A 23,183-nucleotide genomic window follows, 5' to 3' on the forward strand; every position below is an offset into this window, starting at 1 on the left:
CCCGGCGGGAACACGATCCTGTCCTCCAGCTTCTCAGTCCGCGGGCCGGGGCGTTGTCAGTGGCGGCCCCGACGAGCACCGGCAGCACGAGCGCCGCGTCCTGGCGGCCCTCGCAACCGCATTCGGCGTCCGCCTGCCCCGGTTCGCCCTCACCCGAGGCCGCCTGCACACCATCGGCACCCGCCCCTGGAACCGCGCCCCGGGCCCGGGCGAGCCATACCTGGCCATCCGCTTCGTGCCGCACCGGCCGTAGCGGAGTCTCCCTCCTACGCCCCTGGGCTGCTGGTCGCGTCACCGTGGCGGGGACGGACCCGTGTCGGCCGGGTCCACGGTATGAGTGCCGGGACGCGGGCGCGGTAGGCGTCGTAGGCGGCCCCGAACCGGCCGGCCATGAGGGCGTCCTCGGTCCGCACCCGGCTCAGCAGCCACGGGACGGCGACCGCCAGGGCGGCTGTCCAGGCACCGAAGCCGCAGGCCAGCATGGCGCCGACGACCAGTCCGAGCAGGCCGGTGTATATGGGATGGCGAACCAGCCCGTAGGGCCCGTCGGTACGCAGTTCGTGATGCTCCTGGACCGTCGGGACGCTGGCCCACATCGTGCCCAGGACCCAGCGGGCCCACAGCAGCAGTGCGGTGGAGGCGACGGCGAGCAGGGCGCCCAGGAGGGCGAGTTCAGGCTGCCAGTACTGCAGGCGGTGCCAGAACCCTCCGGTGTGCCCGACCAGCCAGGAGAACAGCCACGCGCCGGCGACCAGCAGAACCCGGCGGGGCAGCGTGCGGCGCAGTCCGCGCACCCAGCCGCGCGCACCGGCCTGGCTCTTCAAGCCGAAGTAGACAGCACCCGCGATCCAGGCCACGACGAAGACCAGAACGCAGACGCCGGTGAGAGCGACGAGTGCCGAGTGCAGTGATCCCATGCCTCAAGGCTCCTCCGGCACCCGGCCGATCACCACCACCCACGGGCCGATGGAGAGGGCCTCCACCCACCGGTCGAGTCCCGGTCCGGTATCGGTATGAGGGCGAGGCCGACGGAGTCTGCGGCTCCGGGGGACGCTGCCGCGGTGGACGGCGGAATAAGACGGTACGCGAAGTGGGCAGGGGACGTGGTCGCGGCGGTGGCCATGGTGGTGTTCGAGGCGGTCGCGGTGTTCGGAGCCCTGGCCATTTTGATGCTCGGCACGATGGGGGCGGCGTGGGTCCCACTGGCGTGCTTCGGAGGCCTCGCCCTGTGCGCGGGGATCATCGCGGCGGCGGCGTGGAGCGCACGGATGTGGGTCACGGCGGTGGTGCAGGGGCTGGTCACCGGGGGTTGCCTGGCGGCGGTGATCCACCTCTGGGGCGGCGCGTGACGACGCGATCCGACGACACCGCGCGCGCATCGAACACATGAACCCCACGAACAAACTCGCCACCTAAAATCGAACAGGCGTACCATTGCCGCGTGGCTGCGACCTATGACTTTCCGAGTGACCTCCTCGCCGGTCAGGAGGAGCTGCATCAGGTCCGGGCCGAGCTGTCGGCCCTGCTGAAGCGGCTTCCCTGGTCGGTCGAGCCGCTGGACGGATTCAGCGACGAGGGCGGCTGGCGCAAGGTGGAGCGCCCCGCCTCCCCGGGCTGGACCGAGGACGAACAGGCGGAGGTGGAGAAGCTGCGCCGCCGCGAACACGAACTCGCGGTGTTCGTCAGCGGCCACCGCTTCTGGGCGGAGGTCACGGCGCCGGACCGCATGGACGCCCGAAGCCGCCTCAAGCACGCGCACGAGAAGGCCTGAGAACACGAGGGGACCCCGGCCGCATCGGCCGGGGTCCTCTCGTCACGTGGGCGCGGACGGTTTCGAACCGCCGACATGCTGCTTGTAAGGCAGCCGCTCTACCCCTGAGCTACGCACCCGAGACGAGTCGACAGCCTACATTGCCAGGGGCGCTGTCCCGCAAACCCGTATCCGGACCGGCCGCGCGTACCGTCGTCGGACGGTCGTGGCGAATGTGACCGGCTGATCGTATTCACCGCGAACTGACCGGCTCGTGTGTTCGTCTTTCACCAGTGGGAGAATTGCAGCAACCGCCAGGACACAGGGCGCACCGCGGTACGGGAGAGGGAGAAGTGACGGGGACATCGGCGACTTCGGCGGTATCCGAGCGGTCGTACTCGCCTCCCGTACGGGCCCGGCGCACGCCGCTGCGGGATGTTCTCGGTCTGATGAGCCTGCCGCTGCTGGCCGTGCTGGTGGTGCCCGGGGCGTTCGCCGGCGGCGGGACGCGGCGGTGGTTCGGGGGGCGTGCGGAGAGTCAGCGGGCGGAGGCGCAGGCGGCCAAGGACGCCGCGGCCGCCGCGTTCTACGAGCTGGACACCGCCCAGCGGGATCTGCGGATCTCGATAGAGACCATCTCCGCCGTCGACGACTCGCCGGCGGCCCGTCGTGCCGTCTCGGACTTCGAGGCGCTGGGGCGGCGGATCGACGAGGTGAGCAACCGGTACATCGAAGCCATCGACGCCTATGACCTGGACCGGGACGATCTGGAGGCCGGGGTCGCGGCGCGGGCGCGTGGGCAGATCTCCGGGGCCAAGGACGAGCTGGTCCGGGTCAAGGGGGAGCTGGACCGGTTCGGGGAGTCGCTGGGGCCGTTGCTGGGCAAGGCCGAGACGCAGTTGGCGCGGCTGGCGCCGGCCGTGGAGCGGGCCCGGCAGGCGCTGCTGGCGGCCAGCAACGCGCTCGACGCCGTGCGGAAGACGCAGATCAGGGCGGATGAGCTGGCGGCCCGGCTGGCCGCGCTGTCGCCCGAGCTGACCAGGCTCAACCAGGGTGCGGGGCAGCACGGTGTGCAGGCGACGCTGGAGCGGGCCGGGCGGGTGCAGCGGGAGGCCGAGGCCATTCGGGTCGAGGCGGAGCGGCTGCCGGAGAAGGCCGCGGAGATCGATCACCGGCTGGTGAGCCTGCGGACCCGGGCGCAGGCGCTGACCACCCGGGCCGGGCAGGTGGACCCGGTGCTGAGCGAGCTGCGGCGGCGGTTCTCGGCGGCCTGCTGGCAGGATCTGCAGCAGGTGCCGCAGCAGGCCGTGGAGAACGTCGGGCAGGCCGAGGTGAAGCTGCGGGAGGCGCAGGCGGCGCGGGACGCGCAGAAGTGGGCGGACGCCGCCTCGCTGCTCTCGACCGTGCGGGCGCTGCTGAACAGTACGGACGAGGCGGTGTCGGCGGCCGGTGACCGGTTGAGCCGGCTCAACGCCGTGCAGAAGGATCCGCAGGCGGAGATCGAGCGGACGCGGTTCGCGATCCGGGACGCGCAGCGGCTGGCGATGGCCGGGCGGACCAGTCCGGATCCGCGGCACGCGCGGCTGCTGGACGACGCGGTGGCGCGGCTGGACCGGGCGGTGGGGACGCTGGAGGGGCGGCATCCCGACTACTGGCACTTCCTGACGGAGACGGAGGCGGTGCGGCAGTCGGTCGCGCGGGCGGTGGCGCAGATCCGGGAGGACCGGGGCACCGGACACCTGTGAGCCGTTGCCGTCCCCTCGGTGCGGGCGGATATTGGGAGGGCGGTCCGTAATCCAGGTCCGCAGTCCAGATGGGGAGGCGGAGATGGCCTCACACGCAGCGCACTCGGGGACGTCGGGGACCTCGCGGCGGCGGATCATTTTCGACGAGGCGCTGCCCGTCGACCACCGCCTGAACAGGATCTACCGGATCGGGGCGGGCCTGATGGGCCTGTTCCTGCTGGCGTTCGGGATCCTCGGACTGACCAACAACATCGGCTTCTTCGACACGGGCGGGAACAGCGCGATCGGTCTGAACACGAACGGTGCGCTGAGCGTGCTGTCGATCTGTGTGGGGCTGCTGCTGTTCGTCGGGATGGTGATCGGCGGGAACTTCGCGTCCACGCTGAACATGGTGCTGGGTGTGCTGTTCATCCTGAACGGCTTCCTGTTCCTGGGTCTGCTCGACACCCAGTCGGACTTCCTGGCGTTCAAGATCCAGAACGTGCTGTTCAGTTTCGTGGTGGGCCTCGTGCTGATGGTGTTCGGGATGTACGGCAGGGTGAGTACGAACCTGCCGCACGACAACCCGTACTGGCGGGCCCGCCACCCCGAGGCGGAGCAGCGGGCCGAACCTGAGGCTCAGGTGCGGTAGGCGTAGTAGTACGCGTTCGGGTACGACGCGATGAGGCTCGCCAGCGACCTGCGGTAGGTGTTGTTGGAGTGGTATGTCACATACGGGATGCCGTTGGCCTTGTACGTGACGATCATCGTGTGGTCCTTCGCCCCGTCCCGGTCGAAGTCCACCTGGATGACGTCGCCGACTTCCGCCTGGTAGACGTTGGCGAGCGGGGTGGTCCGCTTGGAGTTCTGGGCGAACCAGGACCACTCGTTGACGCCGACGAACGAGTCGGACTGGATGTCGGCGGTGCCGAACCACTTCGTGTAGTCGTAGACGTAGCCCGGGACGTGCTTCCAGCCGCCGGCCTTGAGTGACTGGCTGACGAAGTTGGTGCAGTCGCCGCCGGCCGTCTCGTTGTTGTAGTCCGGGTAGGCGGTGTTGTAGTTGTTCCAGTACGTCTCGGCGTAGGTGGCCATCGCCTTGTAGTCGTACGTGCCGCCGGTGAGCGTCTTCGGCACGGCCACCGGGTTGCGGGTGGTGGCCGCGCGGGGGGCGTCCGGCGTGGAGTTGCCGTCGTCGGGGGTGGCGGGCGCCTTGACCGAAGGCTTGGACAGCGTGTTGACGGCGAGGCCGCCCTCGTCGGTGTCCTGGATGTTCGTCAGCTGCCAGGTGCCCCGCTGGTCCGCCTTGAAGGTCAGCTCGTGGTGGGCCTGGAAGCCGGTGCTCTTCGGCGTGCCGCCGGCGGCCTTGGCGTAGGTCAGCGTCGTGGTCTCGGTGACGTCGGCCTTGGCGGTGCGGCCGGTCACGCGGGTCGCGTCGAGCGTGACCTGGGTGCTGCCGGCGCTGTACGTCTCGCCGGCCTTGGCGATGCTGTTCTGACGGCCGCGCAGCTGGGTCAGCGCCGTGTTCTCGTCGCGCGACTGGGTGCTGGAGAGCCGGACGTCGCCGGAGAAGCGGGACGTCTGCTTCTTCTGCGAGGCACCCTGGACGAGGGCCTGGGTGCGGTCGGTGAAGACCGCGTCGGCCAGCTTCTGGAAGGTCGCCTTGGTCGCGGCGTTCACGGTCGGGTCGTCGACGACGGCCGCGCCCGCGCTCCAGTTGGGCACGAGGGCGACGCCGGCGACGACCGAGGCGGCCGCCGCCGTGACTATGGCCGCACGGCTGCGCTTACGGCTCAGTTTTCTGGATTTCAATGGTGTTCCCCTCTACGCCGGTACACCTCTACCGGGCGACGGCATCTTCGCACGACGTGTGTGACTCCTGTGAAGGGGGTTGCACGATTGGAATCCGCTTGCTGTCGCGCCGAATTGAACCGCCCGCCGGGAGTTGGTACGACGCTCACTTCACGATGCTCGACCAGTCCGACGGGGCCTGGGCGGGGTCAAGGGTGCGCAGCCGGGCGAGGGTGGCCGGGTCCTGGGCGTCCATCCAGTCGGAAAGCTCCTTGAAGGAGACGCACTTGACGCCCTTCTTGGTGCATATCTTCGGGATGATCTGGTCGATGGCCTTCATGTAGATGCCGCCGTTCCAGTCCTCGAAGTGGTTGCCGATGAACAGGGGGGCGCGGCTGCCGTAGTAGACGCGGTTGAAGCCGTCCATGTAGGACTCGACGGTCTGCTGCTCCCATTCGGCGTACTTGGCGGGGTCGCCGTCGGTCTCGCCGTTGGACTGGTTGTAGAGGAAGTTGAAGTCCATGGACAGGCCCTGGTAGTCACCGCCGGGGTAGGGGAGCATCTCCAGCGGGAAGTTCCACAGGCCGTCCTTCTTCGAGGGCCATATCTGGAAGTCGCCGGGGGAGCTGGCGTCGTACTTCCAGTTGTAGCCGTACTTCTGCAGGGCCTTGAGCAGGTTGGGCTGGCCTTCCAGGCAGGGGGCGCGGCCGCCGACGACCTCCTGCTTGAAGTCGAAGGGCAGGGCGGGGATGTCCTTGAAGCCGGTGTTGGTCTTCCAGTTCTCGACGAACTTGTAGAACTGGTCGATCTCGCTCTTCCACTGCTCGACGCTCCAGTCGCCGCCGCCCTTCTTCTCGCAGAAGTGGCCGTTGAAGTGGGTGCCGATCTCGTTGCCGTCGTTGTAGGCCTCGCGGAGCTGTTCCAGGGTGGTGCGGATGTGCTCGTCGGTGGCGTAGTCGATGGCGGCGTCGCCGGGCTGGTGCATCGGGCCGGTGTAGAGGGTCTTCTTGCTCTTGGGCAGCAGGTAGATGCCGGTGAGGAAGAAGGTCATGTGGGCGTTGTACTCCTTGGCCATCTCCCGGTAGTGCGAGAAGAGATGGTCGGAGCCCTCCAGCGCGCCGTCCCAGGAGAAGACGACGAACTGGGGCGGCTTCTCACCCGGCTTGAGCTTCACGGGCTTCAACTGGCCCTTCTGCGGCCCGGTGTACGAGGTCGAGCCGTCGCCCAGGATGTGGGTCTTGCCGTCCCACTTCGGTGAGGCCGAGGCCGACGGGGAGGCCTTGGTGGTCCCGGCGGCGGTGGGCGCGGTGTCGTCCTGTCTGGTGAGCACCAGATAGCCCGCGACGAGGGAGGCCACGACCAGGAAGGCGGCCAGGGTCATGACCTCCGGGCGGGCTGGACGGCGGTCACGGGCGGGCGCCTTGCGGCGGTGACCGCCGGCTGTCTGCTTCGTGCGGGGCTTCATGCTCGGCTCATTCTGCGGGTGGGTGGCGTGGGGAGCGTCGGGGCCTCGGGGGTCAGCCGAGGCCCATGGCCTGTGCCCAGACCGTGTAAGGGACGTTGTCGGTGCCGGATCCGGCGATTCCCTTGAGCGGCAGCGGCTCCAGGGACTTGTTCAGGTCGATGCGGTAGACGACGACCGACGTCGTCACCTTCGAGAGCGTGCCGGTGTACCAGGCGGCGGTGTCCTTGCCGCTGGCGTACGTGCTGCCGGCCTTCCCGGCCGCCGCGTTGGTCAGCGCGGTGGTCGGATGGGCCAGGCGGAACGATTCGGTGAGTGCCTGCTCGACGTCCTCGGCCACGTCGTCGCGGACCGCGCGGGTCGGCCGGGAGGTGTCCATGGCGATCCGGCGGCCGTTGCGGGTGATCTTGGAGACCGAGTACGGCTCGGTGTGGTCGCCGCCGGCGGCGAACGTGGCGTATCCGCCGGCCATCCGGATCGCGCTGGGTGTGGAGCTGCCCATGGAGAGCGCGGGCACCTGGGGTCCCATGCTCTCGGAGAGCAGTCCGGAGGCCACCGCGGTGGACCGCACCTTGTCGAGTCCGGTGTCCACGCCGAGTTGCATGAAGGGGGTGTTCACCGACTGGGCGAGGGCATTGGCCAGGCTGATCTGCCCGTAGGACTTGTCGTCGTCGTTCTTGGCGTAGACCTTCTTGCCGCTGCGGTCCCAGTACGGTCCGTCGGGTGTGGTGACCGGGACCTTGTCGTCGCCGTCGTAGAGCGTCTCGGGCAGGACGTCGGTGGCGGCCCCGCCGCGTTCCTTGTGGATGCCGTTCTGCAGTCCGGCCGCGTAGACGAAGGGCAGGAAGGCGCTGCCGGCCGGGACGGTGGTGGCGTTGGACTCGTTGTAGCCCTGTGTCCGGTGGTCGGGGCCGCCGTACACGGCGACGATCCGTCCGTCGGTGGCGACCGAGGCGGCGCCGTAGTGGGCGGCCGCGGCGTTCTTCAGGTCGCTCGCCTTGGCCTCCTTGCGGGCCTCGGTCACGGCCTTGGTGAGGGTGCCTTCCTTCTTCCGGTCGAAGGTCGTGTAGATCTGGTATCCGCCCAGGTCGAACTGTTTGTCCGAGATGTGGGCGGACTTCTTGGCGTACTGCTGCGCCAGTTCCACGAGGTAGTCGCTCTGATTGCCGGTGTCGTACACCTTGTTGGTCGCGATCGGTTCGGGGAACTTGGTGTACTTGGCCCGCTCGGTCGGCGACAGCTTGCCGATCTTGACCATCCGGTCCAGGATCCAGGACCAGCGTTCCACCGCCCGCTTGTGGTTGGCCTGGCCGAGCGTCGGGTCGTAGAGCCCGGCGCCCTTGAGCAGCCCGGCGAGCATGGCGGCCTGGCTGGCGTTCAGCTGGCCGACGTCCTTGCCGTAGTAGGCCTGGGCGGCGCGCTGGATGCCGTACGTCCCCCGGCCGAACCAGCTGGTGTTGAGGTAGCCCTCCAGGATCTGGTCCTTGCTCATCTTGTTGTCGAGCTTGAGGGAGATCATGGCCTCGGTGAATTTACGGCTTACCGTCTGGTTCTGCGTGAGATAGACGTTTTTCACGTATTGCTGGGTAATCGTCGAGCCGCCCTCGGTGTCCCCTTCGCCGACTGTGCGATACAGGGCCCGGGCTATGCCTTTGACCGATATACCGGGGTCGGAGTAGAAACTCTCGTTCTCGGCCGCGAGCACCGCCCAGCGCACGTCCACGGGTATGTCCTTGAGCGGCATGTCCTGCCGCTGCACCCAGCCGGTCCGGGCCATCGGCGTTCCGTCGGACCAGAAGTAGACGTTGTCCTGCTGGGTGGCGTACGTGTTGAGGTTGCTGGGAATGTCCGTCGCCGCGTAGGCCACCACGAGGAACAGCCCGGTCAGCCCGATGCTCCCCAGCCAGGCCCCCAGCCACTGCCGCCAGGACGGCACCCAGCGCCGCCAGCCGGTCCGGCCGGGGCGCGGGTACATCGGCCGCAGCTTCCGCGCGTACGGCAGCAGGGGCTCGATACGGGGCCCCACGAGAGCCCCGATCCGCTCCCAAGCACCGACGGCACGCTCCCGCGCGGAGGGCCGCGCGCTGCGCCGCCGCTCGGCACGGCCGCCCGAGGCCGCCGACTCCGGCTCCGGCCGCCGTTGTTCGGGCACCCGGATCTGCATCGTGACGTCCGCCCGCAGGGCGCCCACGTTCAGATGCAGGGTCTCGTCGTGCACCGGCAGATCCGGCTGCTTGCGCCGTGCTCGCTTACCGGGCGCCGGGTCGTCGCCCGCGCCGCGGCGCGCACCCTCGCCCTCCCCCGCCTGCGCGGTGTCGGCCTCGGCGGCCCGCAGGGCGTGCAGCTCCTTCCACAGAGCCTCCGCCTTGCGCCGCGCGACCTCCTGCGCACGCTGAGCGTCGTCGCCCTTCTGCCACAGAGCGTGCTCCGCGCGCAGGCCGTCGACGTTCAGATGCAGGGTCGCGTCCGGCTCGAACGGCTTCCGACCCCGGGGTCCGGCCTGGTCATGGCCCTCCTCCGGGTCGCCCGTCCGCTCCGATGCGTCCGTCACGACTGCGTCTCCCCTCGCACTCGGTCTTGCGCGCGTGGTCGGACACGACGGGGGGGGCAGGGCCGCGGTGGGCGCGGCGCTACGAGCCCCCCTCTTCCCCCGGTCTTTCGGCTCCTCGCGGCCAGCTCAAATTATCAGCGATCTTTTCAAAATCTCCGCACAAGTATCGGACAGAAAGGAACACTCATGAAATTCTGAGGTGAAGTGATGCCCATCACTCCCGCATCACTGCCGCTAGCCTGTCCCTCATGCCCCGCTACGAGTACCGCTGCCGCACCTGCGGCGACACCTTCGAACTGTCCCGCCCCATGGCCGAGTCATCGGCTCCGGCAGCATGCCCGGAAGGGCATCAAGACACGGTAAAGCTCTTGTCGACGGTGGCGGTGGGGGGCTCGGCGTCCGCGCCCGCCACCGGCTCCGGCGCCCCCGCCGCCTCCGGTGGGGGCTGCTGCGGCGGCGGTTGCTGCGGCTAGCCCGCCGTACGGACCGCCTTCAGGAATTCGCGCAGGATTCGCTCACCGGCGAGCACCCCTCGCTCCGGCAGCGCGGTGATGGCCGGCCCGGTCCACCCGGCGTCGGCCAGCTCCCCGTGCCCCGGCCGCCAGCCGCAGTCCGCGGCCAGCAACAGGTCGGCGTCCAGCAGCGAGTCCCCCGCGGCCACCGTCAGCTCGGCCCCGGTCCGGCGCGCGACCTCCCGCATGGCCGCGCTCTTCGTCAGCGGCTTCGGCACGGCGTAGATCTTCCGGCCCTGCAACGACACCGTCCAGCCGCGGTTCTCCGCCCACACCGCGAGGCTCTTCACCCACTCCTCGGGCAGCAGCTCCCGCTCCACGACCAGGTAGGCGAACAGGTCCTCGGCGACCCGCTGCTTGCGCAGCCACACCGGATCGGCGTGCTCCGCCAGATACGCCCGCACCTCGTCCAGCGGGGCGCACTCGTCGGCCAGCCGCGCCAGCACCCGTCCGTGCCAGTCCACGTCGGACACCCCGTCGACCAGCAGATGCCCGCCGTTGGCACAGATGGCGTACCTCGGCGCGGGCCCCGGCAGGTTGATCCGCTCGTACTGCTTGCGGGTCCGCGTCGTGGTCGGCACGAAGACGGCCGCGTCCCCCAGTTCGGCCAGCAGCTGCGCGGCCGTCTCCGTCATGTACGACAGCGGCCTGCTCTCGTGCACCTCGACGCAGAGCAGCCGGGGCGCCCGCGCGTCCGGCATGGTCAGCGCCAGGGCACCCGCCGAGTAGATGAGCGTGCGGTCGAGGTCACTTGCGACGAGCACCGCCATCAGACGTTCACCGCCTTGCCGTCGGCACCGGTCGCCCCGCGCGTGTACTTGGGGTGGATCAATCCGACGCAGGTGTACGGCAGTTCGCCGACCTCCTCCACCGGCACCCCTCTCTGCTCCGCGAGGAGCCGCACATGGTCGAGGTCGGCGCCCGCCCCGGCCCGCGCCAGGATCTTCCAGGGCACCCGGCGCAGCAGCACCCGGGTGGTCTCGCCGACGCCCGGCTTGACGAGGTTCACGTCGTGGATGCCGTACTCCTCGCTGATCCGCTCCACGGCCGCCCAGCCCTCCCAGGTCGGCGCGCGGTCGGCGACGGCCAGCTCCTTCACAGCGGCGTCCACGGAGTCGACCACCTCGGCGAACCGCGCCACGACCGCGTCGAGGAAGGCCACCGACACGTCGGCCCCGGCCAGCTCGCGGTAGAACTTCGCGCCGTGGAAGTCGTCGGGACCCACCAGGTCGGCCCGCAGCACGGTCCGCGAGATCAGCCCGGAGACGGTCGAGTTGAGGCACGCGGAGGGGATCAGGAAGTCCTCCCGGGTGCCGTACGTCCGCACGCACGACCCGGGGTCCGCGAGCACCGCGATCTCCGGATCGAACCCGGAGACGCCCGCCCGCTCCTCGAACTCCTCGACCGCGTCGGCCAGTTCCCGGGTGATCGCGCCCTTCCCCGTCCACCCGTCCACGAACACCACGTCCCGCGGGTCGTGGTGCGCGGCCAGCCAGCGCAGCGCGTTGGCGTCGATGCCGCGGCCGCGCACGATCGACACCGCGTAGTGCGGCAGGTCGACGCCGTACCGGAACTGCGCCCAGCGGCGCATCAGCACGCCCACCGGGGTGCCGGCCCGTGCCAGCGACACCAGCACCGGCCGCGGCGACCGCTCGGCCAGCACGGTCTCGGTGACCACCCCGACCGCCTGCGCGATCCGCGCGGCCGAGGTGTCCAGGGCGGCGTGGAAGAGGGCCTGGTACCGGTCACTCGGCTGGTACTCGACCGGCAGCGACTCGGCGTAGTGCGCGCCGCCGCTCTGGATCGCCTCCTCGCGCTCCTCGGTCGGCGCCTCCAGCGTGACGTCCGAGAGGTCCTGGAGCAGCCAGCCGACGTCCTCCGCCGGGTACGAGGAGAAGGCGGGGCCGCGGAGGGGCTCGGGCAGCATGGCGGGGCTCTCTTCGGTCAGCGCGGGGACGTACGACGGTACAACCGCGAGCAGGACGTGCGGGGCATGCGCGCCGAGCCGGTCCAGCAGGCCGTCGGGGGCGTGCAGTTCGGGGGTGTCGCCGGCGGAGTCGACGAACAGGACGACGGCGTCGAAGCCGGCGCCGGCCACGTTGTACGCGTAGCGCTCGCCGGGGCCGTCGGCGGGGTTGTCGTGGGCCGGGAAGACGAGGCGGCTGCGGATGGCGTAGCCGGGGTCGTCGACGGCCAGGACGGGCGAGCGGGTGGTGGTGGAGTACCGGACCTCGGCGGTGACCAGGGCCTCCAGCTCGCGGGCGACCCTGAGGGGGGCGTACATCAGCTCCTCGAAGCCGAGCGTGAGCACGCGGCGGGCGTCGGCGGGGAGCGCTTCGGCGACCCGGGCCGCCATCAGGGGGAGGGCCGTTTCGAGGCGTATGCGGTGGGCCGGGGTGAAGCCGTGCCGTCCGCCGTCGGGGAGGCCTGGCGGCCAGTGCAGGTCGATGCGGGTGAGGTGGGGGGTGGTGCGGTTGTCGGTCGCCTGCGGGCCGGTGGGGGCTGGTCGCGCCCACGCGGCGGTAGCCGCAGATTCAACACAGCCCCGCGCCCCTTGAGGGGGTTGCCCCCCACCCCCTAGGGGCGCGGGGAACTGCGCGCTCAGCCCCGACGGCGCCGCACCCGGCCGCTCACCCCCCGCGGCACTCTCTTCGTACCGTGCCACCAGTTCCTGGCCCTTTTCCAGGACGCCCTCGGGCAGCTTCACGGTGCCGGAGGCCGCGGCCACCAGGTCCACCCTGGCACCGATCTCACCGGCGAAATCCACCAAGCGGCCCGCGTCCGCCGCCGACCGCACATCGACCAGAGCCACCACGACGTAACGTTTCCGCGGATAACGGGCATGCAGGTCCCTGATCGTGTTCAGGACCGTGTTGCCGGTGGAGAACTCGTCGTCGACGAGGACCAGGGGGCCGTCGCCGGACAGCAGGGCGGGGTCCTCCGGCAGCAGCAGGTGGGACGTGGCGTGGGAGTGGGCCTCCTCGAAGCCACCCGCAGGCGCGACCCCGGCGACCGGGCGGCGCGTGGAGTGCAGGTACGGAGCGAGGCCGACCCCGTCCGCCACCGAGTGGCCGAGGCCGGTGGCCGTCTCGGCGTAGCCCAGGACGACCGCCTGCCCGGCCTCCTGCTCGCCGAGCAGGTCCCGCACCCGTCGGCCGAGGGCGAAGCCATGCCCGTACACGACCGCCGGCGACTGCGGTACGTGCTTGCCGAGCACGTTGGAGACCAGGAGGTGGGCCCGTCTGGGGTTGCGGCGCAGGGCGAGGCCGAGGAGGGCCGTGAGGCCGTCGTCGCCCACGAGCTCGACGCCGAGCCGCTCGGCGACCCAGCTGCCGGACCAGACCCCGTTGTTCGCTGCGATGTTCATGCGTTCCCTGTGTCGTCCCCTGGAGCCCGTCAACCCGGTATCCCGGCGGCGAGCAGCTCCACGAAGCCGACGTCCTCGTTGGCCACGCCGAACACCTCGGCGCGGAGCATGGTCCGCTCGGCCCAGGCGCGGTGCGGCTTCACCTCGTTCATCTTGTTCGTGTAGGCCGAGCGAAGTACACCCCCGCCGCCCCGTTCCGGCCGCAGGATGTCCTGGGCGTCGGAGAACTCCTCGTGACTGACGACGGACAGCGCGTGCACGGGGATCACGTGGGACGGGTGGATGCAGGTCTTGCCGAGCAGCCCGTTGGCCTGGTCGAGGGAGATCTCTCTCAGCAGGCCGTCCATGGCGTGCTCGATGAGCCGGTTGCGCAGTTCCACGGCCTGCTCCTCCAGGAAGGGGCTGGTCCGCAGCATCGGCTTGAACATGCGCTCGGGGACCCGGAAGTACTCCCACACCGGCCCGGTCACCGTGAAACCGGTGCCGTCGGCCCGGCCCAGCATGTTCACCACGTCGGCGATGACGGAGGCGATGATCTGCACGTCGTAGGCGGTCATGTCGGGGGCCCGCCGCAGCCCGTAGGACGAGCAGAAGTCGGTGACCCCGAGGCGCAGCGCCAGCACCTTGTCACGGTACTTGTCGACGGCGCGGGCGATGCCCTCCAGGGCGTCCACGCGCGTCTCCCGGTACATCAGCTCGGGCGTCTCAAGCACCGGCATGCCGAACAGCCGGCGCCCGCTGCGCAGCGCGGCGCCGTCCAGGGCCTGCAGGAAGGGGATGCCGCGCTCCTCGGTGAACTTCGGGAACACGAATCCGGACAGCAGCGACACGCTCGCGCCCAGCCGTCGTACCAGGTCGGGGATCTGCTCGGGCTCCCGCACCCGGATGAAGAGCAGCGGCAGCTCCACGCCCGCCCGCGCCCGCTCGGCCAGGTCGGCGAACTGCCGGACGAGGTTCTCCTCGCCGGCCACCACGTCCTCGTCGCCGATGGAGTCCTCCAGGCACAGCACCATCGAGACCACGCCGAGTGCCGACTGCTTGACGATGTCGTCGGCGAGCCGCGGCCGGGTGGCCGGACTGTACAGCGTGGCGCCCAGGGCTGCGGAGAGCAGGCGGGCCGGGGAGTCGGCGGTGAACTCGCACGGCTCCTGGTGGAAGAGGCGCTGCCGCACCTCAGGTGCGATGTGCCCGAAATGACGCATAGAACTCCCCCGTGGCGTGGGCCGAGCCTGTGAAATTGGTAAAGGGTGGCCGGTAATAGTACGTACAAAGCCATGTCGGGGGTTCCCGCAGGGCATGAATTTCAGGTAACCCGCCTGTGTCGGTCGCGAGGCCCCCCGCGTTGTCGTGACCAGGACCGAGAGGGCAGGATGACCGCATGACGCACGCGATGCTGAAGGGGTCCAACGTACCGGTGGAGGCCACCACGGTCCGGGCCGTGCTGCGCTGGACACCCGGGCAGGGAGTTCCGGACGTCGACGCCTCGGCGCTGCTCCTCGGCCCCGACGGACGTGTGCGCTCCGACGAGGACTTCGTCTTCTACAACCAGCCCCGGCACCCCTCCGGGAAGGTCTGGCGGCTCGGCAAGAAACGGGTGGCCGAGGGCCTCACCGACACGATCCAGACAGATCTGCCCGGTGTCGAGCCCAACGTCGGCCGAATCCTCCTGGTCGCGTCGGCGGACGGCATCCCGTTCGAACACGTACCCGCGCTGCGCATCCTGCTGTACGACGCCTCGGCACCCGACGCCGAGGCGCTGGCCCATTTCGACATCAAGCCGGAGACCGGCGCCGAGACGGCCCTGATCTGCGGCGAGCTGTACCGCAGGGGCGAGGGCTGGAAGTTCCGCGCGCTGGGCGAGGGCTACAGCAACGGCCTCAAGGGCCTGGCCACGGACTTCGGCATCTCGGTGGACGAGTCGGAGCCGATGGAGGAGCCGTCGGCGTCCATGCCGCTCCCGCCCGAGCAGCCGACATCGGTACCCACGCAGCCGGCGTACGGCTACCCGCAGCCGACCTCACCGGCCCAGCCGGCCTACGGCTTCCCGCAGCCCGCATACACCCAGCAACAGCCCCAGTCGGGCTACGGCTACCCGCCTCCGGCCCCGATCCCGGTGGCGACGGTCCCGAACGCGGACTTCAGGCTGCCTCCGCAGGGCCCGCAGTTCATCGGACGCTAGGGCCTGTCTGCTTTTGGGGGCGCCCCCACAGACGGACTACTTCTCCGCCTTGGTCTTGTAACCCCGCCCCCACTGCAACCCCCACCCGTACAGCCGGTCCAGCTCCCCCTGGAACCCGTACACGAACTTCACCTCACGCCGGACGACCAGCTCGCCCTTCACGTTCTCGATCATCACGACCGCACAGGACCGGGCCTGCGGATGCCGTTCGTCGAGGCCTATCTCGATGCGCGGTCCGTTGCTCGGGTACAGCGTGACGATCGCGTGGGTGCGGTCGAACGCCGGCGTCTGGTCGTAGATGTACACGAACACCAGCAGCCGCTTGATGTCGTCCCGGTGATCGAGGTTGACGTACATCGTCTCGCCGGACGCCGACCCGAACCGGTCGTCGCCGCTGAGCTTGACGTACGGCGGCGCGTTCACGTCCCCGAGCAGGCCGCCGAGCGGCTGGACGACCCCCTTCGTCCCGTCGGCCAGCTCGTACAGCGCACCGAGGTCGAGGTCGACGTTGACCATGCTCTGCCCGTGTCCCATCACCTCCGGCGGCTTGAGCGCCCTGAAGGGGTGCCGGAACAGACTCGTGCGCTGTTCGCCGTCGAAGTCGGACGTCCGCATCCGCCAGGCGAGGTTGATCCGCAGGTTGCCGGTGGCCGCGCCCTGCTTGGTGAGGGACACCTGCTGATGCCGCCTGGTGAGCTCGATGGAGTTGGACGCGGCACTGCCCGAGTCGAACTCGGCCGCCTTCCCGCCCAGCAGCCCGTCGAAGAAACCCATTCCCGCCCCCAGAGACTCCGGATCAACACTTCAGGGCGGCCGACTCGGGTCGGCCGCCCTGAACAGAGCGTTCCTCGTGCAGAAGGGTGTCACACCCTTCTTTTCGGTCGGTCAGACTCCGGACGAGACTTCAGCCTTCTCGTCCGATCCCGCTTTTCCCTCGGCCGCCGCCAGCCGCTGGTTGCGCCGTACGGAGGACCAGAACGACCAGCCGATCAGGACGACGCCGACGAGGCCGGTGATGACCTCGTTGATCTCGTACTGGATGGTGACCATGAGGATCACGGCCAGGGCGCCGATCGCGTAGTGGGCGCCGTGCTCCAGGTAGACGTAGTCGTCCAGGGTGCCCTGGCGGACCAGGTACACGGTGAGCGAGCGGACGTACATCGCGCCGATGCCGAGGCCGAGGGCCATGAGGACGATGTCGTTGGTGATGGCGAAGGCGCCGATCACGCCGTCGAAGGAGAAGGACGCGTCCAGGACCTCCAGGTAGAGGAACATGAAGAACGCGGCCTGGCCGGCCAGCACGACCGACGACTTCTTCTTGCCGGTGCGCTCGGCCTCTTCCTCCTCCTCGTGCTCGCGCTCCTCCTCGGCCTCCAGCCGGTCCTCGAAGAAGCCGGAGAGACCACCGACGATCATGTACGTGATCAGGCCGGCGATGCCGGCGATCAGGACCGTCTGCGCCTTGTCGACGTGGCCGCCGCCGTGCTGGTGGGCGTGGGTGGCGAAGGTGAAGGAGGTGATCAGCAGGACGATCAGGGCGATGCAGACCGCCAGCATGTCGACCTTGCCGAGCTTGGCCAGCGGGCGCTCGATCCAGCGCAGCCACTGGATGTCCCGGTCCTCGAAGATGAAGTCCAGGAAGATCATCAGCAGGAACATGCCACCGAAGGCGGCGATCGCCGGGTGGGCGTCGGTGACCAGCTCCTGGTAGCGGTCCTTGTTGTTGAGCGCGAGGTCGACGGCCTCGATGGGGCCCATCTTGGCGGTGATCGCGACGATGACGACGGGGAAGACCAGCCGCATGCCGAAGACCGCGATGAGCACGCCCACCGTGAGGAAGATCTTCTGCCAGAAGGCGTTCATCTTCTTCAGGATTCCGGCGTTGACGACCGCGTTGTCGAACGACAGGGAGATTTCGAGGACGGCGAGGATCGCCACGATGCCGAAGGCTTCCCAGCCCCCGTAGAAGACCGCGGCGACCAGGCCGAGCGCGGTGATCGCGAACGACCAGCCGAAGGTTTTCAGAAGCACTGGCTACCCAATCGTGTGTGTACGGGTCTCGCTCGCGCCGTACTCGGCTTTACCTACTGTTGACCACGCAGTGTAGAGGGCGTGGGTGTCCAACGGCCCGGGCGGCCCCCATATCCGGCGTGAAGGTCCTATGAGACGTTCACGCCGAAGTCGAGTGCGATGCCGCGCAGCCCGGAGGCGTAGCCCTGGCCGACGGCCCGGAACTTCCACTCGTTCTGGTAGCGGTAGAGCTCGCCGAAGATCATGGCGGTCTCGGTGGAGGCGTCCTCGGACAGGTCGTAGCGGGCGAGCTCCTGGCCGTCGGCCTGGTTGACGACCCGGATGAAGGCGTTGGAGACCTGGCCGAAGGTCTGGCCGCGCTCGTCGGCCATGTGGATCGACACCGGAAAGACGATCTTGTCGCAGGTGGCCGGCACCTTGGGCAGGTCGACCAGAATCGATTCGTCGTCACCCTCGCCCTCACCGGTGAGGTTGTCACCGGTGTGCTCCACGGAGCCTTCCGGGCTCTTGAGCTGGTTGTAGAAGACGAACCACTCGTCGCCGAGGACTCGCCCGCCCTGGCACAGCAGGGCGCTGGCGTCCAGGTCGAAGGGGGCGCCGGTGGTGGAGCGGGCGTCCCAGCCGAGTCCGATCATGACGTTGGTGAGGTTCGGTGCGGCCTTCGAGAGGGAGACATTGCCCCCCTTGGCGAGCGTGACGCCCATGATGCTGGTCCTCCCCTAGCGGTGTTTCTCCGTTGTCCTGCGCGTCCGGCGCCGACCGTAAACGGTGCGGCGCCGGACGGATCGGACTTTCGAACGCCCCGGGGCGTTCACATGACTCAGACGTTGACGCCGAAGTCCTGGGCGATGCCGCGCAGGCCGGAGGCGTAGCCCTGGCCGATGGCGCGGAACTTCCACTCGGCGCCGTTGCGGTAGAGCTCGCCGAAGACCATCGCGGTCTCGGTCGAGGCGTCCTCGGACAGGTCGTAACGGGCGATCTCGGCGCCGCCGGCCTGGTTGACCACGCGGATGAACGCGTTGCGCACCTGGCCGAAGGACTGCTGCCGGTTGTCGGCGTCGTAGATCGACACCGGGAAGACGATCTTGTCGACGTCGGCGGGGACCGTGGCCAGATTGACCTTGATCACCTCGTCGTCGCCCTCGCCCTCACCGGTGAGGTTGTCGCCGGTGTGCTCGACCGAGCCCTCGGGGCTCTTGAGGTTGTTGAAGAAGACGAAGTTCTGATCGCTGCCGACCTTGCCCGCCGCGTTCAGCAGCAGTGCGCTGGCGTCCAGGTCGAAGTCGGTGCCGGTGGTGGTCCGGACGTCCCAGCCCAGACCGACGAGGACCGCGGTCAGGCCGGGGGCCTCCTTCGTCAGCGATACGTTGCCGCCCTTGCTGAGGCTGACTCCCACGAGTCCTCCCATGTGTGGTCCAGGGGCGGGGAGCCCCCGTCGTGCTTCGGATACCGGATCAACGATTCGATCCTAGTGACGGGTTCCCGTCGCACGCAGGCCCTGGACCCCGAAGAATCACGGGGTGTCGGCCGGGTCGCCCCCTAGGGGACGCGGCATACCGGCCCCCGGGCGGCCGGCGCGGGGGTCGGGAGCGGGTGGGTTACAGGGCGTCGAGCGCCGTCACGTACTCGTTCAGGTCCCGGGCGTCCGGCAGTCCGTTGACCACGGTCCACCGCACGACGCCCTCCCTGTCGATGACGAAGGTGCCGCGCACGGCGCAGCCCTTGGCCTCGTCGAAGACGCCGTAGGCGCGCGAGGTCTCGCCGTGCGGCCAGAAGTCGCTCAGCAGCGGGTACTCCAGGCCCTCCTGCTCGGCGAAGACGCGCAGGGTGTGGATGGAGTCGTTGGAGACGGCCAGCAGCTGGGTGTCGCGGTCCTCGAACTTCGGGAGGTTGTCGCGCAGCTCGCACAGCTCGCCGGTGCACACCCCCGTGAAGGCGAACGGGTAGAAGAGCAGCACCACGTTCTTCTCGCCGCGGAAGTCGGACAGCCGTACGGTCCGGCCGTGGTTGTCCTTGAGCTCGAAGTCGGGTGCCTTGTCGCCGACCTGGATCGCCATCGTCCTGCATCCCATCGTCAGGGGCTGTTCGGGTGAGGACACCCTATGCGGCGATCGCTGTGGACCGGCGGACGGACCCGGTGGGCCCGTCCGCCGGCGAGGCTCGCTCTACGGGGCTCAGCGCTTCTTGGCTGCTGCCTTCGGCGTGCTCAGACGGCTGCCGTTCCAGTCCTTGCCCACGCTGACGCTCTTGGTCTGCGAGAGGCCGGCGGTGGTCACCGCGTCACCGATGTCGCTCGGCTCGATGTAGCCGTCGCGGCCGGTCTTCGGTGTCAGCAGCAGAATCGCGCCACCCTCTTCGAGGTAGCTGAGGGCGTCGACCAGCGCATCCGTCAGGTCACCGTCCTCGTCGCGGAACCACAGCACCACGGCGTCGGCCACGTCGTCGTAGTCCTCGTCCACCAACTCGGTACCGGTGGTCTCTTCGATGGACTCGCGGAGCTCCTGGTCGACGTCGTCGTCGTAGCCGATCTCCTGGACCACCTGCGCCGGCTGGAACCCCAGCCTGGCGGCAAGGGTCCGCTCCTCCGCGTGGTCCGCGGTCGCGCTCACGGGTTGCCTCCTGATCATGTCTTGGTGATGAACTCAGCCACGCGCGTGCGCGAAGCATTGGCCGTAGTCCACACGGGCGGGACGGATCGCGCAAGTACCCGGCCGTTCGGACCGCCGAAACGGTGACGATCCCGGCCGTGTCGCCGCAACTCCCGGCACCGTATCGCGGATGACTGTGGCACACACCACTCCCTTTTGCCCGCTATGCACCTTTCGGAATCATCCTCACATACGGCGGTCGAACGAGTTTGCCAAGCGCGTCACACCCCGGGCGTATCGTTGCGTTTTGGCCGGTCCCGAGTTACCTCACGGTAGAGATGACGTGCGCTGCCCCGGGGTGGACGATGGACAGCGGTGCAGGCAAGACGCAGGTAAAACCGGAAAAAACAGGGAATCAGTGGCCCTCTGACAGGTAAGGAACAGCGTGGCTTCCGGATCCGATCGCAACCCGATCATCATTGGCGGCCTTCCGAGTCAGGTTCCTGACTTCGACCCCGAGGAAACCCAGGAGTGGCTCGACTCGCTCGACGCCGCCGTGGACGAGCGCGGCCGGGAGCGGGCCCGCTATCTGATGCTCCGCCTGATCGAGCGCGCCCGCGAGCGGCGCGTGGCTGTGCCCGAGATGCGCAGCACGGACTACGTCAACACGATCCCGACCCGGGCCGAGCCGTTCTTCCCGGGCAACGAGGAGATCGAGCGCAAGGTCCTCAACGCGACCCGCTGGAACGCCGCGGTGATGGTCTCCCGCGCCCAGCGTCCGGGCATCGGCGTCGGCGGTCACATCGCCACCTTCGCGTCCTCGGCGTCCCTCTACGACGTCGGCTTCAACCACTTCTTCCACGGCAAGGACGACGGCCACGGCGGCGACCAGGTCTTCTTCCAGGGCCACGCCTCCCCCGGCATCTACGCGCGCGCCTTCCTGCTCGACCGGCTCAGCGAGAACCAGCTGGACGGCTTCCGCCAGGAGAAGTCGAAGTACCCGGACGGCCTCTCCAGCTACCCGCACCCGCGCTCGATGCCGGACTTCTGGGAGTTCCCGACCGTCTCGATGGGCCTCGGCCCGATCGGCGCCATCTACCAGGCGCGGATGAACCGCTACATGCACGCGCGCGGGATCGCCGACACGTCGAAGTCGCACGTCTGGGCGTTCCTCGGCGACGGCGAGATGGACGAGCCCGAGTCGCTCGGCCAGCTGTCCATCGCCGCCCGCGAGGGCCTGGACAACCTGACCTTCGTCGTCAACTGCAACCTGCAGCGGCTCGACGGCCCGGTGCGCGGCAACGGCAAGATCATCCAGGAGCTGGAGTCCGTCTTCCGGGGCGCCGGCTGGAACGTGATCAAGCTGGTCTGGGACCGCACCTGGGACCCGCTGCTCGCCCAGGACCGCGACGGCGTGCTGGTCAACAGGATGAACACGACCCCGGACGGTCAGTTCCAGACCTACGCCACCGAGTCCGGCGCGTACATCCGCGACCACTTCTTCGGCGACGACCAGCGGCTGCGCGCGATGGTCGAGCACATGACCGACGACCAGATCCTGCACCTGGGCCGCGGCGGCCACGACCACCGCAAGATCTACGCGGCGTTCAAGGCGGCCACCGAGCACCGGGGCCAGCCGACGGTCATCCTGGCCAAGACGATCAAGGGCTGGACGCTGGGCCCGAACTTCGAGGGCCGCAACGCCACGCACCAGATGAAGAAGCTGACGGTCGCCGACCTCAAGGGCTTCCGGGACCGCCTGCACCTGCCGATCTCCGACAAGGAGCTGGAGTCCGGCCTGCCGCCGTACTACCACCCGGGCCGGAACTCGGAGGAGATCCAGTACATGCACGACCGGCGCAAGGGGCTCGGCGGCTACGTCCCGACCCGCGTCGTACGCTCCAAGCCGCTCGCCCTTCCGGACGACAAGACGTACGCGACCGTGAAGAAGGGCACCGGCCAGCAGTCCATCGCGACGACCATGGCCTTCGTCCGTCTCCTCAAGGACCTCATGCGGGACAAGGAGCTCGGCCGCCGCTTCGTCCTCATCGCGCCGGACGAGTACCGCACCTTCGGCATGGACTCCTTCTTCCCGAGCGCGAAGATCTACAACCCGCTCGGCCAGCAGTACGAGGCGGTCGACCGCGACCTGCTGCTCGCCTACAAGGAGTCGCCGACCGGCCAGATGCTGCACGACGGCATCTCGGAGGCGGGCTGCACGGCCTCCCTGATCGCGGCGGGCTCGGCCTACGCCACGCACGGCGAGCCGCTCATCCCGGTCTACGTCTTCTACTCGATGTTCGGTTTCCAGCGCACCGGCGACCAGTTCTGGCAGATGGCCGACCAGCTTTCGCGCGGTTTCGTCCTGGGTGCGACCGCCGGCCGTACGACCCTGACCGGCGAGGGCCTCCAGCACGCGGACGGCCACTCCCAGCTGCTGGCCTCGACGAACCCCGCCTGCGTCGCCTACGACCCGGCGTACTCGTACGAGATCGCGCACATCGTCCAGGACGGCCTGCGCCGCATGTACGGCGGCGACGCGGAGCACCCGCACGGCGAGGACGTCTTCTACTACCTGACCGTCTACAACGAGCCGATCCAGCACCCGGCCGAGCCGGCCGACGTGGACGTCGAGGGCATCCTCAAGGGCGTGCACCGGATCAGCGCGGGCACGGCGGGCACGGTCGCGGCGCAGATCATGGCGTCGGGCGTGGCGGTCCCGTGGGCGATCGAGGCCCAGAAGATCCTCGCGGAGGACTGGAACGTCAAGGCCGACGTCTGGTCCGCCACCTCCTGGAACGAGCTGCGGCGCGAGGCCGTGGCCTGCGAGCAGCACAACCTGCTGCATCCGGAGGAGGAGCAGCGGACGCCGTGGGTGACGCAGAAGCTGAGCGGCGCCGAGGGTCCGTTCGTGGCCGTCTCCGACTGGATGCGATCGGTTCCGGACCAGATCGCGCGCTGGGTGCCGGGCACGTACCAGTCGCTGGGCGCCGACGGGTTCGGCTTCGCCGACACGCGGGGCGCGGCGCGCCGCTTCTTCCACATCGACGCGCAGTCGATCGTGGTCGCGGTGCTGACCGAACTGGCCCGTGAGGGCAAGCTCGACCGCTCGGTCCTCAAGCAGGCCATCGACCGGTACCAGCTGCTGGACGTCACGGCGGCGCACCCGGGCGCGGCGGGCGGCGACGCGTAGCCCCCGACGGGCGGACAGGTCAAGGGCGGCGGGAC

Annotated in this window: 20 protein-coding genes and 1 tRNA gene; 7 read left to right on the plus strand and 14 right to left on the minus strand. The window is 69.3% G+C overall.

The window, feature by feature from the left end; genetic code table 11:
• Positions 1-266: 266 nt before the first annotated feature.
• Complete coding sequence (locus SSP29_RS16720) at positions 267-917, minus strand: methyltransferase family protein (RefSeq protein WP_089101422.1); 651 nt, start codon at positions 915-917, stop codon at positions 267-269.
• A 144-nt stretch (positions 918-1,061) separates the two neighbouring features.
• Between SSP29_RS16720 and SSP29_RS16725 the strand changes: the two genes are divergently transcribed.
• Entirely contained in the window at positions 1,062-1,349 is a 288-nt protein-coding gene (locus SSP29_RS16725; RefSeq protein ID WP_145968903.1) for a hypothetical protein, read from the plus strand.
• A gap of 92 nt (positions 1,350-1,441) precedes the next feature.
• The gene (locus SSP29_RS16730) at positions 1,442-1,771 is read left to right on the plus strand and encodes a DUF8825 domain-containing protein (RefSeq protein ID WP_089101424.1); all 330 of its coding nucleotides are present in this window, start codon (positions 1,442-1,444) and stop codon (positions 1,769-1,771) included.
• Positions 1,772-1,818: 47 nt separating this feature from the next.
• Here the strand turns inward: SSP29_RS16730 and SSP29_RS16735 are convergent.
• Positions 1,819-1,890, minus strand: a tRNA-Val gene (locus SSP29_RS16735).
• A gap of 213 nt (positions 1,891-2,103) precedes the next feature.
• Here SSP29_RS16735 and SSP29_RS16740 point away from each other — a divergent pair.
• Both SSP29_RS16740 and SSP29_RS16745 read left to right on the plus strand, forming a co-directional pair.
• Entirely contained in the window at positions 2,104-3,495 is a 1,392-nt protein-coding gene (locus SSP29_RS16740; RefSeq protein WP_089101425.1) for a coiled-coil domain-containing protein, read from the plus strand.
• An 82-nt stretch (positions 3,496-3,577) separates the two neighbouring features.
• Complete coding sequence (locus tag SSP29_RS16745; protein ID WP_089101426.1) at positions 3,578-4,126, plus strand: DUF4383 domain-containing protein; 549 nt, start codon at positions 3,578-3,580, stop codon at positions 4,124-4,126.
• Here the strand turns inward: SSP29_RS16745 and SSP29_RS16750 are convergent.
• The 3 genes from SSP29_RS16750 to SSP29_RS16760 form a co-directional block, all read right to left on the minus strand.
• Positions 4,114-5,286, minus strand: a complete 1,173-nt coding sequence (locus tag SSP29_RS16750; protein ID WP_089101427.1) for an amidase domain-containing protein — start codon at positions 5,284-5,286, stop codon at positions 4,114-4,116. The genes SSP29_RS16745 and SSP29_RS16750 overlap by 13 nt on opposite strands.
• A 145-nt stretch (positions 5,287-5,431) precedes the next feature.
• Positions 5,432-6,730 (minus strand): polysaccharide deacetylase family protein, encoded by a 1,299-nt coding sequence (locus SSP29_RS16755; protein ID WP_089101428.1) that lies wholly within the window; start codon positions 6,728-6,730, stop codon positions 5,432-5,434.
• Positions 6,731-6,782: 52 nt separating this feature from the next.
• A complete protein-coding gene (locus tag SSP29_RS16760) occupies positions 6,783-8,891 on the minus strand; it encodes a transglycosylase domain-containing protein (RefSeq protein ID WP_089101651.1) in 2,109 nt (702 codons plus the stop codon).
• Positions 8,892-9,526: 635 nt separating this feature from the next.
• Between SSP29_RS16760 and SSP29_RS16765 the strand changes: the two genes are divergently transcribed.
• Positions 9,527-9,751 carry an FmdB family zinc ribbon protein gene (locus SSP29_RS16765; protein WP_089101429.1) on the plus strand — a complete coding sequence of 75 codons (225 nt, stop codon included), beginning with the start codon at positions 9,527-9,529 and terminating at the stop codon, positions 9,749-9,751.
• On the opposite strand, the gene SSP29_RS16770 is transcribed toward SSP29_RS16765, so the two are convergent.
• Genes SSP29_RS16770 through SSP29_RS16780 form a run of 3 tightly spaced genes read right to left on the minus strand, consistent with a single transcriptional unit; the run spans position 9,748 to position 14,359 of the window.
• Complete coding sequence (locus tag SSP29_RS16770) at positions 9,748-10,560, minus strand: HAD family hydrolase (RefSeq protein ID WP_089101430.1); 813 nt, start codon at positions 10,558-10,560, stop codon at positions 9,748-9,750. The two genes, SSP29_RS16765 and SSP29_RS16770, sit on opposite strands and share 4 nt — an antisense overlap.
• Positions 10,560-13,157 carry a phosphoribosyltransferase gene (locus tag SSP29_RS16775; RefSeq protein WP_089101431.1) on the minus strand — a complete coding sequence of 866 codons (2,598 nt, stop codon included), beginning with the start codon at positions 13,155-13,157 and terminating at the stop codon, positions 10,560-10,562. Before SSP29_RS16775 ends, SSP29_RS16770 begins: the two co-directional genes overlap by 1 nt.
• Positions 13,158-13,186: 29 nt before the next feature.
• Positions 13,187-14,359 carry an HpcH/HpaI aldolase/citrate lyase family protein gene (locus SSP29_RS16780; RefSeq protein WP_089101432.1) on the minus strand — a complete coding sequence of 391 codons (1,173 nt, stop codon included), beginning with the start codon at positions 14,357-14,359 and terminating at the stop codon, positions 13,187-13,189.
• 176 nt (positions 14,360-14,535) lie between these two features.
• Here SSP29_RS16780 and SSP29_RS16785 point away from each other — a divergent pair, with 176 nt between their 5' ends.
• On the plus strand, positions 14,536-15,336 hold the full coding sequence (locus tag SSP29_RS16785; protein ID WP_089101433.1) for a TerD family protein: 801 nt from the start codon (positions 14,536-14,538) through the stop codon (positions 15,334-15,336).
• 36 nt (positions 15,337-15,372) lie between these two features.
• Here the strand turns inward: SSP29_RS16785 and SSP29_RS16790 are convergent, their stop codons facing one another.
• The 6 genes from SSP29_RS16790 to SSP29_RS16815 all read right to left on the minus strand — a co-directional run bounded on the left by SSP29_RS16790 (position 15,373) and on the right by SSP29_RS16815 (position 19,976).
• Positions 15,373-16,110, minus strand: a complete 738-nt coding sequence (locus tag SSP29_RS16790; RefSeq protein WP_089101434.1) for a TerD family protein — start codon at positions 16,108-16,110, stop codon at positions 15,373-15,375.
• Between the two features lie 111 nt (positions 16,111-16,221).
• Positions 16,222-17,367 carry a DUF475 domain-containing protein gene (locus SSP29_RS16795; RefSeq protein ID WP_089101435.1) on the minus strand — a complete coding sequence of 382 codons (1,146 nt, stop codon included), beginning with the start codon at positions 17,365-17,367 and terminating at the stop codon, positions 16,222-16,224.
• A 128-nt stretch (positions 17,368-17,495) separates the two neighbouring features.
• The gene (locus SSP29_RS16800; protein WP_089101436.1) at positions 17,496-18,071 is read right to left on the minus strand and encodes a TerD family protein; all 576 of its coding nucleotides are present in this window, start codon (positions 18,069-18,071) and stop codon (positions 17,496-17,498) included.
• 116 nt (positions 18,072-18,187) lie between these two features.
• Positions 18,188-18,763: a TerD family protein gene (locus tag SSP29_RS16805; RefSeq protein WP_089101652.1), complete on the minus strand. Its 576-nt coding sequence runs from the start codon at positions 18,761-18,763 to the stop codon at positions 18,188-18,190.
• A gap of 202 nt (positions 18,764-18,965) precedes the next feature.
• Positions 18,966-19,424, minus strand: a complete 459-nt coding sequence (locus SSP29_RS16810) for a peroxiredoxin (protein WP_089101437.1) — start codon at positions 19,422-19,424, stop codon at positions 18,966-18,968.
• Positions 19,425-19,541: 117 nt separating this feature from the next.
• Positions 19,542-19,976, minus strand: coding sequence for a DUF3052 domain-containing protein (locus SSP29_RS16815; RefSeq protein ID WP_167449928.1), 435 nt, complete (start codon positions 19,974-19,976; stop codon positions 19,542-19,544).
• Positions 19,977-20,400: 424 nt separating this feature from the next.
• Between SSP29_RS16815 and aceE the strand changes: the two genes are divergently transcribed.
• Entirely contained in the window at positions 20,401-23,148 is a 2,748-nt protein-coding gene (gene aceE, locus SSP29_RS16820) for a pyruvate dehydrogenase (acetyl-transferring), homodimeric type (protein ID WP_089101439.1), read from the plus strand.
• The last annotated feature ends 35 nt before the right edge of the window (positions 23,149-23,183 follow it).

This window comes from Streptomyces hyaluromycini, from assembly GCF_002217755.1.
In the GTDB taxonomy this organism is placed as follows: domain Bacteria; phylum Actinomycetota; class Actinomycetes; order Streptomycetales; family Streptomycetaceae; genus Streptomyces; species Streptomyces hyaluromycini.

Bases quoted from the DNA above. Each gene is read 5' to 3' on its own strand.
- SSP29_RS16720 (WP_089101422.1), bottom strand. From the start codon at position 917: ATGGGATCACTGCACTCGGCACTCGTCGCTCTCACCGGCGTCTGCGTT.
- SSP29_RS16745 (WP_089101426.1), top strand. From the start codon at position 3,578: ATGGCCTCACACGCAGCGCACTCGGGGACGTCGGGGACCTCGCGGCGG.
- SSP29_RS16755 (WP_089101428.1), bottom strand. From the start codon at position 6,730: ATGAAGCCCCGCACGAAGCAGACAGCCGGCGGTCACCGCCGCAAGGCG.
- SSP29_RS16760 (WP_089101651.1), bottom strand. From the start codon at position 8,891: ATGCAGATCCGGGTGCCCGAACAACGGCGGCCGGAGCCGGAGTCGGCG.
- SSP29_RS16765 (WP_089101429.1), top strand. From the start codon at position 9,527: ATGCCCCGCTACGAGTACCGCTGCCGCACCTGCGGCGACACCTTCGAA.
- SSP29_RS16770 (WP_089101430.1), bottom strand. From the start codon at position 10,560: ATGGCGGTGCTCGTCGCAAGTGACCTCGACCGCACGCTCATCTACTCG.
- SSP29_RS16775 (WP_089101431.1), bottom strand. From the start codon at position 13,157: ATGAACATCGCAGCGAACAACGGGGTCTGGTCCGGCAGCTGGGTCGCC.
- SSP29_RS16780 (WP_089101432.1), bottom strand. From the start codon at position 14,359: ATGCGTCATTTCGGGCACATCGCACCTGAGGTGCGGCAGCGCCTCTTC.
- SSP29_RS16785 (WP_089101433.1), top strand. From the start codon at position 14,536: ATGACGCACGCGATGCTGAAGGGGTCCAACGTACCGGTGGAGGCCACC.
- SSP29_RS16790 (WP_089101434.1), bottom strand. From the start codon at position 16,110: ATGGGTTTCTTCGACGGGCTGCTGGGCGGGAAGGCGGCCGAGTTCGAC.
- SSP29_RS16800 (WP_089101436.1), bottom strand. From the start codon at position 18,071: ATGGGCGTCACGCTCGCCAAGGGGGGCAATGTCTCCCTCTCGAAGGCC.
- SSP29_RS16810 (WP_089101437.1), bottom strand. From the start codon at position 19,424: ATGGCGATCCAGGTCGGCGACAAGGCACCCGACTTCGAGCTCAAGGAC.